The organism is Rhizobium sp. P1_E6 (assembly GCF_056405875.1).
In genome coordinates this window covers 1-15,207 of record NZ_JBFUBG010000058.1, presented here as the reverse complement: position 1 = coordinate 15,207, position 15,207 = coordinate 1, and the positions used below count along the sequence as shown (strand labels likewise).

Here is a 15,207-nt window from a genome sequence, read left to right as displayed (position 1 = left end):
TGGCACTAACGATCTATTAACCATAATGGTGTCTTACTCGCGGAGTCGGAGTTTGTGCGACGCACGCCTTCCTTTGACCAAATTTGACGGCAAGAAGGCGGAAGAAGAGCTTGGAAGCTTGACCAGGGCTTTGGGCGGCGGCCGCCAGACATTCTTGCGTGATCACTTCGTGCCGCCCGGTCAAGCGCCGGGCGTTTGGATTCGGGGATTTTGGATCTATGGAACAAGTAGGATTGGCAGCAGCCACGACCGACGTCAGCCTCTGGTCGCTTTTCATGCAGGCCGGCATCGTCGTCAAGTTGGTCATGCTCGGCCTTATCGCCGCTTCGGTGTGGACCTGGGCTATCGTCATTGACAAATATCTGGCTTACGGCCGCGCCCGTCGCCAGTTCGACAAGTTCGAGCAGGTGTTCTGGTCGGGCCAGTCGCTGGAAGAACTTTATCGGACGCTTTCCGAGCGTACCAATACCGGCCTTGCAGCGATCTTCGTCGCGGCGATGCGCGAATGGAAAAAGTCCTTCGAGCGGGGCGCGCGTTCGCCGATCGGTCTGCAGATGCGTATCGACCGCGCCATGGACGTGACGCTCGCCCGCGAATCCGAATTTCTTTCCGCTCGCCTCGGGTCGCTCGCGACGATCGGTTCGGCCGGTCCGTTCATCGGCCTCTTCGGTACGGTTGTCGGTATCATGACCTCGTTCCAGGCGATCGCCGGTTCGAAGTCCACCAATCTCGCGGTCGTCGCACCCGGCATCGCGGAAGCGCTTCTTGCAACCGCCATCGGCCTTGTCGCCGCTATCCCGGCGGTTATCGCCTACAACAAGTTCTCCGCCGACGCCGGCAAGCTCTCGGGTCGCATGGAAGGCTTTGCGGATGAATTCTCCGCCATCCTTTCGCGCCAGATCGACGAGAAGCTGCAGCCGCGCCAGGCTGCGCAGTAACGGACGGAGTGGACGACCATGGGTATGGCTGTAGGCGGCAATAGCGGAGGGGGCGGCGGACGCCGCCGTCGCGGTGGCCGCAACAAGGGAGTGATCTCCGAAATCAACGTGACGCCGCTGGTCGACGTCATGCTCGTGCTGCTCATCATCTTCATGGTGGCGGCGCCGATGATGACGGTCGGCGTTCCGATCGATCTGCCGGAAACGCAGGCCAAGGCACTGAATTCAGAGACGCAGCCGATTACGATTTCCGTCAAGAACAACGGCGAAGTCTATCTGCAGGAAACGCCGATCCCAGCTGAAGAGATTGCTGCAAAACTCGAGGCAATCGCGACCACGGGTTATAACGAGCGCATCTTCGTGCGCGGCGATGCGACCGCTCCTTACGGCGTGATTGCCGACGTCATGGCCCGCATCCAGGGTGCAGGCTTCAAGAATATTGGCCTCGTGACACAGCAGAAGAAGGACCAGTAGCGTTCAAGATGAAGACCAGCGTCGTCACATCTGCGGTTCTGCACGGGCTGGTGCTTACCTGGGCGCTGGTGTCGCTAAGCGCTCCGGAATCCTTCAAGGTGGAGGATTTCGAGGCGATGCCGGTCGATCTCGTGCCGGTGGAATCCATCACGCAAATGCAGCAGGGCGACAAGAAAGCTCCGAAGAAGGAGACATCAGCCCCGGTGCCGACGACCCGGCCGCCGATCGCGCAGCCGGCGGAGAATGCCGGTGACAACAATGTCGACCTGAAGACGCCGCCGGTCCCGAACGCCAAGCCCAGTAACAGCGAAGCTGCGGCGGCGAATTCGAGCGAGAAGCCGCTGCCGACGATCGATCCCAAGCCGAACGACGTCAAGGAAGTCAACAAGGAAGAGACCGAGGTCGAGCAGCCGAAGGAGGTTGCTTCCATTCCGCCGCCAAAGCCAGTCGAAGTGACACCGCCGAAGCCCGAGGAAAAGCCGCCGGAAGAACAGGCCAAGCCTGAGGAACCGCCGAAGCCGGATGCCGAAGCATTGCCGGACAAGGTGCCGACGCCGGTCGTCAAGCCACAGGTAAAGCCGCCGGAACCACAGAAGGCTGCTGAAAAGCCGCCGGAAAAAACGCCGGACGAGCCGAAGGCTGCAGAAAAACCGACAGACAAGAAGAAAGCCGACAAGAAACAGGAAGTGGCGAAATCGGCTTCTTCAATGAAGAGCGACTTCAACGCGGACGAGATTTCGGCGTTGCTGAACAAGACCGATCCTTCCGCCGGCGGCGCCAAGCGTTCGACGCAGGAGGCATCGCTGGGGGCGAAGAAGAGCAATGGCGGTTCCAAGCTCAGCCAAAGCGAACAAGATGCGCTACAGGGTTTGATCCAGGGTAACTGGCTTATTACTCCGGGAATGGAAGGCCTTTCCGGCATGGTCATCACGGTGCATTTCAAACTCGATAAAGATGGAAACATTATCGGCCAGCCTGACATCGAGTCTTCCGGCGGAAGCAGCACCGATTCAACGCGTCGTGCGCTGGAAAGTGGCGCTTACCGTGCCGTGATGAAATCTGCTCCGTCGTTCCGCACGACGCTTCCGATGGACAAGTATGACGTGTGGAACGAGGTTGTCCTTAATTTTCATCCTAGCGATATGGGGATTTGAATGCCGAGGAATTCGATCCATTTCGCGAAATCTTTCGGGATGTACGCGGTGCTGATCGGGTTGATCCTTGGCCTCGCATTTCCTTTCGATGCAAATGCGGAGACGGCTGATCGCCGAAGCAGCGCAAACGCCCCGATCCTCAGCAAGGCTGAAATCACGGCGCTTGTGCACTCGATCGAACGTCAATTCATCGTCGACAGTCGCCTGAAAGATATCGGCAGCGTGCGTTTGACGATCCACATAAAGCTAGCGAGAGACGGGCAGATCGTCGGCAACCCTGATGTGCAGGTCACCGGTGGCAGTGAGCGTGCGCAGAAAAGTCTTAGCGATGCCGGCCTTCGCGCAGTTCGTCGCGCAGCTCCTTTTACGGTGCTTCCGAAAGATAAATACGATGTCTGGAAGGAAATTGTTTTCAATTTCGACACCAGCGCTCTTACCCAATAAGATGCTGAAAGGCTTGTTTGATATGGTCAAGTGTTCCCTCATCCGCGCTCTGATGGTCATTGCAGGCCTGATTGGGGCCGCAGCCTTTACGACGCCGGCGAACGCGTTGGTCACCCTCGATCTTCGAAAAGGCAATGTCCAGCCGATGCCGATTGCGGTGACTGACTTCCAGGGCGACATGGGCGCGCAGGTCTCGCAGGTCATCGCCGCCGACCTGCAGCGTTCCGGCCTGTTTGCCCCGATCAACAAGACGGCCTTTATCGAAAAGATCTCCAATCCGGATGCTGCGCCGCGCTTCGAGGACTGGAAGGTTATCAATGCCCAGGCGTTGGTCACTGGCCGAGTTACCAAGGAAGCGGATGGCCGCCTTCGCGCCGAATTCCGCCTGTGGGATACTTTTGCCGGGCAGCAGATGACCGGTCAGCAGTTCTATACGCAGCCGGAGAACTGGCGGCGTGTCGCTCACATCATCGCCGACGCGATCTACAAGCAGATCACCGGCGAAGAGGGATATTTCGATACCCGCGTCGTCTTCGTTTCCGAATCCGGTCCCAAGCAGCAGCGCAAACGCCAGCTGGCGATCATGGATCAGGACGGCTTCAACGTTCGCATGCTGACCGACGGCAGCGATCTCGTACTGACGCCGCGCTTCTCGCCGAGCCGGCAGGAAGTGACCTACATGTCCTTCGCCAATCAGCAGCCGCGCGTTTATCTGCTGCAGCTTGAGACCGGACAGCGTGAAGTCGTCGGTAACTTTCCGGGCATGACCTTTTCGCCGCGCTTTTCTCCCGATGGCCAGAAGGTCATCATGAGCCTTCAGCAGGAAGGCAATTCGAATATCTACACGATGGACCTGCGTTCGCGCACGACCACCCGCCTGACATCCACGGCCGCGATCGATACGTCGCCCTCCTATTCGCCTGACGGCAACCGCGTTGCCTTCGAAAGTGACCGCGGCGGACAGTCGCAGATCTATGTCATGAATGCCGATGGTTCGGGCCAGACCCGCATCTCGTTCGGTGACGGTCGGTACTCCACGCCGGTCTGGTCGCCGCGTGGCGATCTGATCGCCTTCACCAAGCAGTCGGGCGGCAAGTTCTCGATCGGCGTGATGAAGCCGGATGGTTCGGGCGAACGCATTTTGACGACCGGTTTTCACAACGAAGGCCCGACCTGGGCGCCGAATGGCCGCGTCATCATGTTCTTCCGCCAGGCGGCAGGTGCCGGTGGCCCGCAACTCTATTCGATCGACCTAACAGGCTACAATGAACAGGCCATCAAGACGCCGGCCTATGGCTCGGACCCGGCCTGGTCGCCGCTTCTGGAGTAGTGGAGAGCGGAAATAACGCCTTCATGTCGCCGCAAAGTCCTGAAAATGGGCGATGCAGGGACAAATCAACGAATCGTTAACCATAATCTTTGATGGCCGGTTAACCGAGTGCGGTTACTGTCCGGAAACCCTGATTGAAGTCGCAAGGAGACCCGGCCATGAGCCGAATTCACACCCCGGCAATGAGCCGTCTGCAGAATTTCGCCCGCAACCCCGTCATGATCGCGCTGGTCGCCGGTCTCGCTCTTGCGAGCTGCGCCAACAAGAAGAACGTGCCGAACAGCGCGGGTGATCTCGGCCTCGGTGCCGGTGCGGCAACGCCGGGCTCTGCCCAGGACTTCACGGTCAATGTCGGCGACCGCATCTTCTTCGACACCGACTCCACATCGATCCGCGCCGATGCCGCCCAGACGCTCGACCGTCAGGCTCAGTGGCTCGGTCGCTACCCGAACTACCAGATCACCGTCGAAGGCCATGCCGACGAACGCGGTACGCGCGAATACAACCTTGCTCTCGGTGCTCGTCGTGCCGCATCTGCCAAGGATTACCTCGCCTCGCGCGGCGTTCCGGCCCAGCGCATGAAGACGATCTCCTACGGCAAGGAACGTCCGGTCGCCGTCTGCGACGATATTTCCTGCTGGTCGCAGAACCGCCGTGCAGTCACCGTTCTCGGCGGCGCAGGCATGTAATTTCCGGCAAAAGCCGGATTTTGATGAGGCGGCCCCTTGCGGGCCGCCTTTCTTTTTGACCACACTTTGGCCAGACTCCGTTGCTTTTTGAAAGCAATTGGAAAAATCTCCTGCTCGTGCCATCGGGGCGCGAAGAATCACTGGGACAGGACGATACAAATGAAGAAACTAGTCGTGGCAGGCATGCTGTGCCTTGCGGCCGTGACCGGGAGCGAGCGAGCGGCATATTCCGCTTCGTTCTTCGGCTTGCACATCGGCGGCCAATCCGCGCAACAGAGTCAGCCAGCAGCACCTGTTATCAAAGTGCAGAGCGGTGATGCGGAAATCCGTGTACAGCAGATGGAAGACCAGATGCGGCAGTTGAACGGCCGAATCGAGGAAATGAGCTATCAGCTCCTCCAGATGCAGGAGACGATCCGCAAGCAGCAGGAAGACAACGAATTCCGCTTCCAGCAGCTCGAAAAGACGGGCGGCGGCGCAAGCGGCGGTGGCGGTGCCAAGGCGCCGGTGAAAAAGAGCGAGGCAGATGTCGCTCCGCCGGCATCAGGCGGTGGCGACGATATCGCCAGGGTCATCCAAGCCCCGCAGGGAGCCGAAACGGCTCCCTCCACCGATGTGCCGGCCAATGAAGGCCTCGGCCAGCCGCCGCGCGAGCTGGGCTCCATGGATTTCGACCAGAACGGCAATCAGATCGGCGGTTCGGTAGGTAAAGGTGCAACGGTCGGTTCCGCGCCGCTTCCGGATGCTGCGCCGAAGGGCAATAGTCTTCCAGGCGTAACTGCGCCGCAGCAGACAGCGTCGCTCGGCAGCGAGGCCGATCAGTACAAGGCCGCCTACGGCCATGTACTTTCCGGCGACTACAGCACGGCCGAACAGGAATTCACCCAATTTATCGGCCGATACCCGAACAGTGCACGGGCTCCGGACGCCAATTTCTGGCTCGGCGAAGCGCTTTATTCGCAGGGTAAATTCAACGAGTCGGCGAAGACCTTCCTCAACGCCCATCAGAAATACGGCACCTCCGAAAAGGCGCCGGAGATGCTGCTGAAGCTTGGTATGTCGCTTGCCGCGCTCGACAATACCGAGACTGCCTGCGCGACGCTGCGCGAAGTGTCCAAGCGCTATCCGAAGGCTTCCCGCGCCGTCATAAACAAGGTCGCGAGCGAACAGAAGCGTCTCGCCTGCTAAGGCCTTCCGGTTTGTTTCCGGAAGAACCCATTTCCCCCGAGGCGGCAATCGGCCGTTTCCTGGCTTCGCTGAAGACGCCCGCGCGCATTCTTGTCGCGATCTCGGGCGGAAGCGATTCCACCGGCCTGCTTCTCCTGCTTTCCAAAGCGCTGAAGGCCACTCCAGATCTTTCCATTTCCCTTTGTGCTGCGACCGTCGACCATGCGCTGCGCTCTGAATCCGCAGACGAGGCGCGTCAAGTGGCAGCACTGTGCGCATCGCTCGGCATTCCGCACCGGATAGTGGTCTGGCAGGGCGAAAAACCGAAGACCGGTATCATGGCGGCTGCGCGCGAGGCGCGTTACGGTCTTCTCGCCGAGGCTGCGGAAACGCTCGGCGCCAATCTCATCGTTACCGGGCATACGGCCGACGATCAGCGCGAAACGCTGAAGATGCAGGGCAAGCGAACCGAGCAGGTTTCGATCGGCATTGCGGATGCGGTGCTCTTCGACCGGCGCTTCTGGATCCTGCGGCCGCTGCTTTTCTCCACGCGTGCGGATATCCGCGCTTTCCTGAGTGCGCGAAACGTGTCGTGGATCGACGACCCCAGCAACGAGGATCTGAAATACGAACGGGTGCGGACGCGCCTGCAGCTATCGACCGAAGCTGGTTCAGAGAAGGATACCCGTAGGGACGGGCAGGCGCGGCTGGCTCTTGCGTCCGGAGGAGCAGAATGGCTCGATCGATATTTCAGGCTTCATGGCGGCCTGCTCGGACAGGTGATGCCCGATGGGCTGAAGCAGGATCACGCAGTCCTCAACTATGTGCTCGGCCGCCTGACGGCGGTTTTCGGTGGACAGTCGTTCGTGCCGGGGACGGTACAAATGGGACGGCTTTTCGCTTTCGCAGCCGGTGGCAAGCCGGGGCGGATGACCATCGGCAGGGTGGTGTTTGATTTGCGGCGTGACGGGCTTTATCTGGCGCGTGAGAGCCGAGGGGTGTTGCCTCTGGTTCTAAAGCCCGGGGAGGCTGGGGTTTGGGATGGGAGATTCAAGGCCAAAAATGGGTCGGGAACGACGATGAGGATCGAGGCGCGGTCCGCTCACTCCTCCGTCATCCCCGTGCTCGTCGCAGGAATCGAGCCACCGCGCGACCGTGCGGCGAATGACTTCGACGCACTGGATTCACGTGGTGAGCACCGGAATGAGGGAGAGTGGGCTAAGTTCCTTCCAAAGGCTGCTTGGAAGCGAGCCCTCGCTTCTGCTCCGGCCTTGTTCGCCGAGGAACCGCTTTTATTTCCAGAATCCGTCCGATCGGTCGATATGACGGCGCATTTTGCCCCCTTCGACCGCTTTTTGACACGATTTGATTTCACCTTTGCCGACAGGCTTTCCGCAGTTTTCTCAAGGGCGCCCTATGCGGAGCCGCCTTTAAGAAGTATTGACGGAAAAACAATCTGACTTGGTGGATTACCTTGGCAATGGCGCAGGGCAACCCTATGTTAGAGACCAAATATGACGGCCGCCATGAGGCGACTGTTCCAGTGCTGGGGAGTTCAATGAACCCTAACTTACGTAATTTCGCCTTGTGGGCGATCATAGCGCTTCTGCTGATCGCTCTCTTCAGTATGTTCCAGACGGCTCCGGCGCAGACGGGTTCCCGTGAAATCCCTTATTCGCAGTTCCTGCGTGAGGTTGATGCGGGCCGCGTGAAGGATGTTGTGGTCACCGGTAACAGGCTGACCGGAACCTATCTGGAGAACAACAATACCTTCCAGACCTATTCGCCCGTCATCGACGACAACCTGCTCGACCGCCTGCAGGCCAAGAACGTCGCTGTAACTGCGCGTCCGGAAACCGATGGTTCCTCCGGCTTCCTGAGCTATCTCGGAACGCTGCTGCCGATGCTCTTGATCCTCGGCGTCTGGCTGTTCTTCATGCGCCAGATGCAGGGTGGCTCGCGCGGTGCGATGGGCTTTGGCAAGTCCAAGGCCAAGCTTCTGACCGAGGCGCATGGCCGCGTGACCTTTGACGACGTCGCCGGCGTTGATGAAGCCAAGCAGGATCTGGAAGAAATCGTTGAATTCCTGCGCGACCCGCAGAAATTCCAGCGCCTCGGCGGCAAGATCCCGCGCGGCGTGCTGCTCGTCGGTCCTCCGGGTACCGGTAAGACGCTGCTCGCCCGCTCGGTTGCCGGCGAAGCCAACGTGCCGTTTTTCACCATTTCCGGTTCCGACTTCGTGGAAATGTTCGTCGGCGTCGGTGCAAGCCGCGTCCGTGACATGTTCGAGCAGGCCAAGAAGAATGCGCCCTGCATCATCTTCATCGACGAAATCGATGCCGTCGGCCGCCATCGTGGCGCCGGTCTCGGTGGTGGTAACGATGAACGCGAGCAGACGCTGAACCAGCTTCTTGTCGAAATGGATGGTTTCGAGGCGAATGAAGGCGTCATCCTTATTGCCGCCACCAACCGTCCCGACGTTCTCGACCCCGCGCTTTTGCGTCCGGGCCGTTTTGACCGCCAGGTTGTGGTTCCGAACCCCGACATCGTCGGTCGCGAGCGCATCCTCAAGGTCCATGCCCGCAATGTCCCGCTGGCACCGAATGTCGACCTCAAGATTCTGGCCCGCGGAACTCCCGGCTTCTCCGGTGCCGACCTGATGAACCTCGTCAACGAAGCAGCCCTGATGGCCGCCCGCCGCAACAAGCGCGTCGTCACCATGCAGGAATTCGAAGACGCCAAGGACAAGATCATGATGGGCGCCGAGCGCCGTTCCTCGGCCATGACCGAGGCGGAAAAGAAGCTCACCGCTTACCATGAGGCCGGCCACGCCATCACCGCGCTCAATGTCGCGGTGGCCGATCCGCTGCACAAGGCAACGATCATTCCGCGCGGTCGTGCGCTCGGCATGGTCATGCAGCTTCCTGAGGGCGACCGCTACTCGATGAGCTACAAGTGGATGGTCTCGCGGCTCTGCATCATGATGGGCGGCCGTGTCGCCGAAGAGCTCACGTTCGGCAAGGAGAACATCACCTCCGGCGCTTCCTCTGACATCGAGCAGGCTACCAAGCTTGCACGTGCCATGGTCACGCAGTGGGGCTTCTCCGACCAGCTTGGTCAGGTTTCTTACGGCGAGAACCAGCAGGAGGTTTTCCTCGGCCACTCGGTTTCGCAGTCGAAGAACGTTTCGGAAGCCACCGCGCAGAAGATCGACAATGAAGTGCGTCGCCTGATCGACGAAGCCTATACCCAGGCCCGCACGATCCTGACGGAAAAGCATGACGAATTCGTCGCTCTCGCCGAAGGCCTGCTCGAATACGAGACGCTGACCGGCGAAGAGATCAAGGCGCTGATCCGTGGCGAAAAGCCTGCGCGCGATCTTGGCGATGATTCGCCTCCGAGCCGCGGCTCGGCTGTGCCTAAGGCCGGTGCGCGCCCAGCTTCCAAGGGTGATGAACCCGAGGGAGGGCTGGAACCTCAGCCCCACTGAAATTGAACGGGATTTACCTAAGAGGCCGGATTTCCACAGGGAATCCGGCCCTTTTTATATTAGTAACAGGATATAATCAGTTTTCTTGGTAATTTACGTGCCGGTTACGCGGTTTTGTGGCATTCCGCTGACTAAAGACAAGTCTGAATCGAGGTCTCTGGCACAGCATCAATCTTTGAAGCCGGATTCTTGCTTGAGGAATGCGTAAGCTTCTACGGCGCGCGGAAAGCGCAGGAGTGCATATGAAAAGACGCTATTTTGGGACGGACGGCATCCGAGGCCAAGCCAACATCTTCCCCATGACGCCGGACCTTGCCATGCGGGTCGGTATTGCCGCAGGAACGATTTTTCGTAACGGCGCCCACCGTCATCGTGTTGTGATCGGCAAGGACACACGCCTGTCAGGCTATATGCTGGAGAATGCCCTGGTGGCCGGCTTTACCGCGGCGGGACTGGACGTGTTCCTGCTCGGACCTATTCCGACACCTGCGGTTGCCATGCTGACGCGTTCGCTGCGATGCGATATCGGGGTAATGATTTCAGCCTCGCACAATCCGTTCCAGGACAACGGTATCAAGCTTTTCGGTCCTGATGGTTACAAACTCTCCGATGACCTCGAAGCGCAGATCGAGGATCTGCTCGACAAAGATCTATCGGGACAGCTTGCCAAGGCTGAGGAAATCGGCCGGGCCAAGCGTGTCGATGGCGATATCTATCGCTATCTCGAGCACGTCAAACGCACCCTGCCGCGCGACGTGACCTTGCAGGGCCTGCGCGTCGCGGTCGACTGCGCCAATGGCGCAGCCTACAAGGTCGCTCCTGCCGTGCTTTGGGAACTTGGCGCCGACGTGGTGACGATCGGCAATGAACCGAACGGCACGAATATCAATCTGAATTGTGGCTCTACCAGCCCGGTCGCCTTGCAGAAGAAGGTCGACGAGGTGCGCGCCGATATCGGCATCGCGCTCGATGGCGATGCCGACCGCGTCATCATCGTGGACGAAAACGGTTCGATCGTCGATGGCGATCAGCTGATGGCCGTCATCGCCGAAAGCTGGGCCGAGAGCCAGCAGCTGCGCGGCAACGGTATCGTCGCGACCGTCATGTCCAATCTCGGCCTTGAGCGCTTCCTTGGGGACAAGGGCCTTGGTCTTGCGCGCACGAAGGTCGGCGACCGCTATGTCGTCGAGCACATGCGCCAGCACAATTACAATGTCGGTGGCGAGCAGTCCGGCCATATCGTGCTTTCGGATTACGGCACAACCGGCGACGGTCTCGTTGCCGCCCTGCAGATCCTGGCGGCGGTCAAGCGCACCGGCAAAACGGTCAGCGAAATTTGCCGCCGTTTCGAGCCGGTGCCGCAACTTCTGCGCAATGTCCGCATTTCCGGCGGCAAGCCACTCGAAGACCTGCATGTGGTCAAGGCGATCGCCGATGCCGAAGCCGAGCTTTCCAAGAATGGCCGTCTCGTCATCCGCCCTTCCGGCACCGAGCCGTTGATCCGCGTGATGGCGGAGGGCGACGACCGCGCGCAGATCGAGCGCATCGTCAACGATCTGATAGGCACGATTTCGAGCGTACGCAGCGCCGCCTGAAAGCGTCGCCTCAAGGATTGAAAGCCGGCCTTCGAGCCGGCTTTTTTATTGGTGCCGATTTACTGGTATTGCGCGAGCCAGACCGTGTGGTTGCCGCAGGTCGGGTCTTCGGCCTTGTGGGCGACGACTGTGAAGCCGTGTTCGGCGAGCAGGGCGCGATATTCATCCGGACTGAGACTGCTGTGATAGAGCGGTTCGCCGACGAAGACGCCCATGGCTTCGCCATGCGCCGGGCCACTGGTGAACATCAGCGCCGTTCCCGGCTTCGAATGCGTGCGAAACAGCGGGAACATACGCCGCTGGTCTTCTGATGTCAGATGGAAGAAACTGTCCCAGGCAATCAGCCCATCGAAACTTCTGCCAAGCGACAGATGGCGCATATCTGCGACCTGCCAATCGGAGTTTGGAAAGCGCGTCCGGCACATCTCTATCAGGCTGGGCGACGAATCGATGCCGGTCACGGCATAGCCGCTTTCGATGAAATGGCGTGCGAGAGGTTCGCCCGAGCCGCAGCCGATATCGAGGATCGGACCGCCTTGCGGGACCAGGGCAGCGAAGCGGTCCAGCCAGCTCCGTTCAAAAAGGGTTTTGCCGCGGTTTGTATCCCAGAGTTTGGCATGCCGCTCGTAGAGATCGGCAATGGTGTCGGCCGCCTGCCTGTTGCTGTTCTGCATGTGTCGATCCCACCTGGAAAATCCTTGCTGTCTTACGTGGTTGGCTGCTGAAAGAACATGTCCCTCGACCCTGTTTGCTTTTCTTCTGCGCTCTTCGTCCGCTTTATTTGTCGTCTTGCAGGTTCCAGAAGTCAAAACAGGCAGATGGCCCGCATTTACCTTTCCAAAACATGTTCTGCGGCGAATATTCGAATTACTTCTTATGGTTAAGCAGCTTTTAACGTTTCCGATTCATTATCCATAAAAGCTTATCCGTTTGGCGGCCTGCAGCGCGCCGACGCAACCGTTGGAGTGGATCCATGAAACGAACTTTGTCCGGTATCTTCGCCGCGCTGGTGATCGCGTCGAATGCTTATTCTGCCGATCTTGCGCCGATCGAGCCCATCCCGGAACAGCCGCCGGAAGTTGCCGTCAGCGAAAGCACCGGCTGGTATCTGCGCGGCGATGTCGGTTATGCCTTTACCGACCTGCGTGGCGCGAAATTCTTCCAGGGAAGCAATGCCCTCGAAGCCGATTTCGACGATGCAGACCTTGACGATGCCTGGACGGTCGGCGGTGGTGTCGGTTACCAGATCAACAGCTATCTGCGCACCGACTTGACCTTCGATTACCTGACCAAGTCTGACTTCCGCGGTTCGACGGTCGGCGGCGGCGCCGACTTTGGCGCTTGCGTAATCGCATGTACGTCAAGAGACGTATCGTCGATGACGGCTTACACGCTGCTCGCCAACGCCTATGTGGATCTCGGCACCTACGCCTACTTCACGCCTTATGTCGGCGCTGGTATCGGTGGTTCCTACGTCAAGTGGAAGCACCTTCACAACGTCGCCTGCGCCGATGACGGCAGCGGTTGCGATGATGAAGTCGTCCATGGCGGCCGCGGCGGCTGGCGCTTCAGCTACGCCCTCATGGCCGGCGCCTCGATCGACGTGACCTGCAACGTCAAGGCCGATGTCGGTTACCGCTACCTGCATATCGATGGCGGCAACATGTTCGGCTACAACGAAAACGGCGGCCCGGGTCGCGACCGTGGCGTCAATGTCCACGAAGCCCGTGTCGGCGCCCGTTACCTCTTCGGCGGCTGTGCTCAGCCGGTCGCCTACGAAGCGCCGGAAATTCCGCTGCAGCAGCCGGTCTACAAGTAAGCGAGAGCTCCAGAGATTATCGAAAGCCGTCCGAAAGGGCGGCTTTTTTTCGTCTCAGCGGGCGTTTCTGGAGACCATCGCCAGAATGATCTCGAAAAGTTCGTCCTCGGCCTGCCTAGCGTTGATTTCACCGGTTGCCGCGGCATAGGAGAGAGTTTCGGCCGCGCCAAGCATTGCCCAGAGGCTGGCTGACGCGATGGTCCCCGCACCAACGAAGGGGGTGAGCACTGATCTGCATTGGTCCATGAAAATCACCTGGCACTCGTGTTTGACCTTTTCCAGCTCCGGGGAACTCGCCAAGGCGGCGATCACATCGGGAATTTCCCGGCCCTGCGTGAGAACGCAATCGATATAGGAGGCCGCCATGACCTCGGCCTTGTCTTTCAGCGCCGGTCCGCTTTTGCGCAGTGCGGCTTCCATGAGCGCCGTCTGCCGATCGTCGAATTCCCGGTAAAGCTCCGCAAGCAATCCCGTCCGCGTGCCGAAATGATCGTAGACCACGGGCTTTGCCACGTCTGCTTGTTCGGCTAACCGGCCGAGTGTCAGCGCGTCCGTTCCTTCGTCCCGGATCAATCGCCAGGACACATCCAGGAGCTGTCGATGCCTCTCCTCTCTCGAAAGCCGGCGACGAGGGCGGGGGAGGGCTTTTTCCATGCTTGACATCGCAACCTACGAAAAGTAACTTACTATAAGTAGCTTACGAAAAGTATATAAGTGATCGATCTCGCTCGCAATCATCGATCAGGAGGTTTCGACATGCATGCACTTATCGTTCTCGCGCATCCCGACTCCAACTCACTCAGTCACGGCGTTGCCGCGGGGATTGCCGAAGGCATAGCGGCTTTCGATGCCGCCAACTCCTTCGAAATCGCAGACCTGACGGAAGAGGCTTTCGATCCCAGATTCACCGAGGCGGATATTGCGGCTCATCGCCGGAAAACCGTGGCGCCTGCCGATGTGCTGGCGGAGCAGGCAAGGATCGATCGCGCCGATGCGCTCATATTGGTCTATCCTGTCTATTGGTGGTCCATGCCGGCCTTGATGAAAGGCTGGATCGATCGCGTCTTTGCCAATGGATGGGCCTATGACGACACGTCCGGCAGCAAGGTCGAAAAAAAGCTTGAGCATTTGCGCGTGCATCTCGTCGGGAACGGCGGTGCTGATGCCGGTACCTATGAGCGCCACGGCTATTTCAGCGCCATGAAGACGCAAATCGACCATGGTATTTTTGACTATTGCGGCGCCCCTGTGGTGACGTCGGAACTGTTTCTCGACTCCGACGCGGGGAATGCTGCCGTGCATATCGAGACAGCCCGTCGCATCGGCCGCGATATCTTCAACGCGCGTGATCGCGCCGCGCCAAGCAGCGTCGCGTGACCGGAAACGTGATCGCGGTTGCGGCAAAATACCCTCCAGAAACGACGTCGGCCGCTTGACTATGACGAGTTTCGCCCATAAACACAGCGGCGGGACACTCCTCCCCAACGAGGAGCCATCTATCTGGAAGGGTAGCAATATGGCGAATACCGCAAAGCCGGACGTGCGTCCGCAAAACACTCATTTTTCTTCTGGCCCCTGCGCGAAACGTCCTGGCTGGACGCTCGAAGCTCTTTCTGATGCGGCCCTTGGCCGTTCGCACCGCGCGAAAGTCGGCAAGGTCAAGCTGAAGCAGGCGATCGATCTCACACGCGAAATCCTGGAAGTGCCGGTGGATTACCGCATCGGCATCGTTCCGGCTTCCGATACCGGCGCCGTCGAAATGGCGCTCTGGTCGCTGCTCGGCGAGCGCGGCGTCGACACGGTCGCCTGGGAAAGCTTCGGTGCCGGCTGGGTTACCGACGTCGTCAAGCAGCTCAAGCTCAAGGACGTTCGCAAGATCGAAGCCGGTTACGGCGAACTTCCTGACCTTTCCACCGTCGATTTCGACCGTGACGTGGTCTTTACCTGGAACGGCACGACCTCGGGCGTCCGTGTTCCGAACGCTGATTTCATCCCCGCCGACCGCAAGGGCCTGACGATCTGCGATGCAACCTCTGCCGCCTTCGCGCAGAATCTCGATTTCGCCAAGCTCGATGTCGTCACCTTCTCCTGGCAGAAGGTTCTGGGC

General features: G+C 59.5%; 15 protein-coding genes. 13 read left to right on the top strand and 2 right to left on the bottom strand.

Annotation, left to right across the window (positions count from 1 at the left end; translation table 11 throughout):
* Window positions 1-218 precede the first annotated feature (218 nt).
* The 10 genes from tolQ (at window position 219) to glmM (ending at window position 11,281) form a co-directional block, all read left to right on the top strand.
* Entirely contained in the window at window positions 219-938 is a 720-nt protein-coding gene (tolQ, locus tag AC1D35_RS23320) for a protein TolQ (RefSeq protein ID WP_113295393.1), read from the top strand.
* Between the two features lie 18 nt (window positions 939-956).
* Entirely contained in the window at window positions 957-1,412 is a 456-nt protein-coding gene (gene tolR / locus AC1D35_RS23315; RefSeq protein ID WP_113295394.1) for a protein TolR, read from the top strand.
* An 8-nt stretch (window positions 1,413-1,420) separates the two neighbouring features.
* Window positions 1,421-2,566, top strand: coding sequence for a hypothetical protein (locus AC1D35_RS23310; RefSeq protein WP_113309289.1), 1,146 nt, complete (start codon window positions 1,421-1,423; stop codon window positions 2,564-2,566).
* The gene (locus AC1D35_RS23305) at window positions 2,567-3,010 is read left to right on the top strand and encodes a cell envelope integrity TolA family protein (protein WP_113309290.1); all 444 of its coding nucleotides are present in this window, start codon (window positions 2,567-2,569) and stop codon (window positions 3,008-3,010) included. It abuts the gene before it with no gap.
* A 22-nt stretch (window positions 3,011-3,032) separates the two neighbouring features.
* Window positions 3,033-4,340, top strand: a complete 1,308-nt coding sequence (tolB, locus tag AC1D35_RS23300) for a Tol-Pal system beta propeller repeat protein TolB (RefSeq protein ID WP_113309293.1) — start codon at window positions 3,033-3,035, stop codon at window positions 4,338-4,340.
* Between the two features lie 158 nt (window positions 4,341-4,498).
* Window positions 4,499-5,029 carry a peptidoglycan-associated lipoprotein Pal gene (gene pal / locus AC1D35_RS23295; protein WP_113309296.1) on the top strand — a complete coding sequence of 177 codons (531 nt, stop codon included), beginning with the start codon at window positions 4,499-4,501 and terminating at the stop codon, window positions 5,027-5,029.
* A gap of 159 nt (window positions 5,030-5,188) precedes the next feature.
* Window positions 5,189-6,217 carry a tol-pal system protein YbgF gene (gene ybgF / locus AC1D35_RS23290; protein ID WP_113295399.1) on the top strand — a complete coding sequence of 343 codons (1,029 nt, stop codon included), beginning with the start codon at window positions 5,189-5,191 and terminating at the stop codon, window positions 6,215-6,217.
* Window positions 6,218-6,228: 11 nt separating this feature from the next.
* On the top strand, window positions 6,229-7,656 hold the full coding sequence (tilS, locus tag AC1D35_RS23285; protein ID WP_113309300.1) for a tRNA lysidine(34) synthetase TilS: 1,428 nt from the start codon (window positions 6,229-6,231) through the stop codon (window positions 7,654-7,656).
* Between the two features lie 98 nt (window positions 7,657-7,754).
* Window positions 7,755-9,686 carry an ATP-dependent zinc metalloprotease FtsH gene (gene ftsH, locus AC1D35_RS23280; RefSeq protein WP_113295401.1) on the top strand — a complete coding sequence of 644 codons (1,932 nt, stop codon included), beginning with the start codon at window positions 7,755-7,757 and terminating at the stop codon, window positions 9,684-9,686.
* 242 nt (window positions 9,687-9,928) lie between these two features.
* Entirely contained in the window at window positions 9,929-11,281 is a 1,353-nt protein-coding gene (glmM, locus tag AC1D35_RS23275; RefSeq protein ID WP_113295402.1) for a phosphoglucosamine mutase, read from the top strand.
* A gap of 59 nt (window positions 11,282-11,340) precedes the next feature.
* Here glmM and AC1D35_RS23270 read toward each other — a convergent pair whose 3' ends face one another.
* Window positions 11,341-11,955: a class I SAM-dependent methyltransferase gene (locus AC1D35_RS23270; protein WP_113309304.1), complete on the bottom strand. Its 615-nt coding sequence runs from the start codon at window positions 11,953-11,955 to the stop codon at window positions 11,341-11,343.
* Window positions 11,956-12,254: 299 nt separating this feature from the next.
* On the opposite strand from AC1D35_RS23270, the gene AC1D35_RS23265 reads away from it, so the two are divergent.
* Entirely contained in the window at window positions 12,255-13,100 is an 846-nt protein-coding gene (locus tag AC1D35_RS23265; RefSeq protein ID WP_477940229.1) for an outer membrane protein, read from the top strand.
* Window positions 13,101-13,154: 54 nt separating this feature from the next.
* Here the strand turns inward: AC1D35_RS23265 and AC1D35_RS23260 are convergent, their stop codons facing one another.
* Window positions 13,155-13,763, bottom strand: a complete 609-nt coding sequence (locus AC1D35_RS23260) for a helix-turn-helix domain-containing protein (protein WP_113309308.1) — start codon at window positions 13,761-13,763, stop codon at window positions 13,155-13,157.
* Between the two features lie 93 nt (window positions 13,764-13,856).
* On the opposite strand from AC1D35_RS23260, the gene AC1D35_RS23255 reads away from it, so the two are divergent.
* Window positions 13,857-14,477 (top strand): NAD(P)H-dependent oxidoreductase, encoded by a 621-nt coding sequence (locus AC1D35_RS23255; RefSeq protein WP_113309311.1) that lies wholly within the window; start codon window positions 13,857-13,859, stop codon window positions 14,475-14,477.
* 139 nt (window positions 14,478-14,616) lie between these two features.
* The coding region (locus AC1D35_RS23250) for a PLP-dependent aminotransferase family protein (RefSeq protein WP_477940226.1) at window positions 14,617-15,207 on the top strand (591 nt) is incomplete at its 3' end.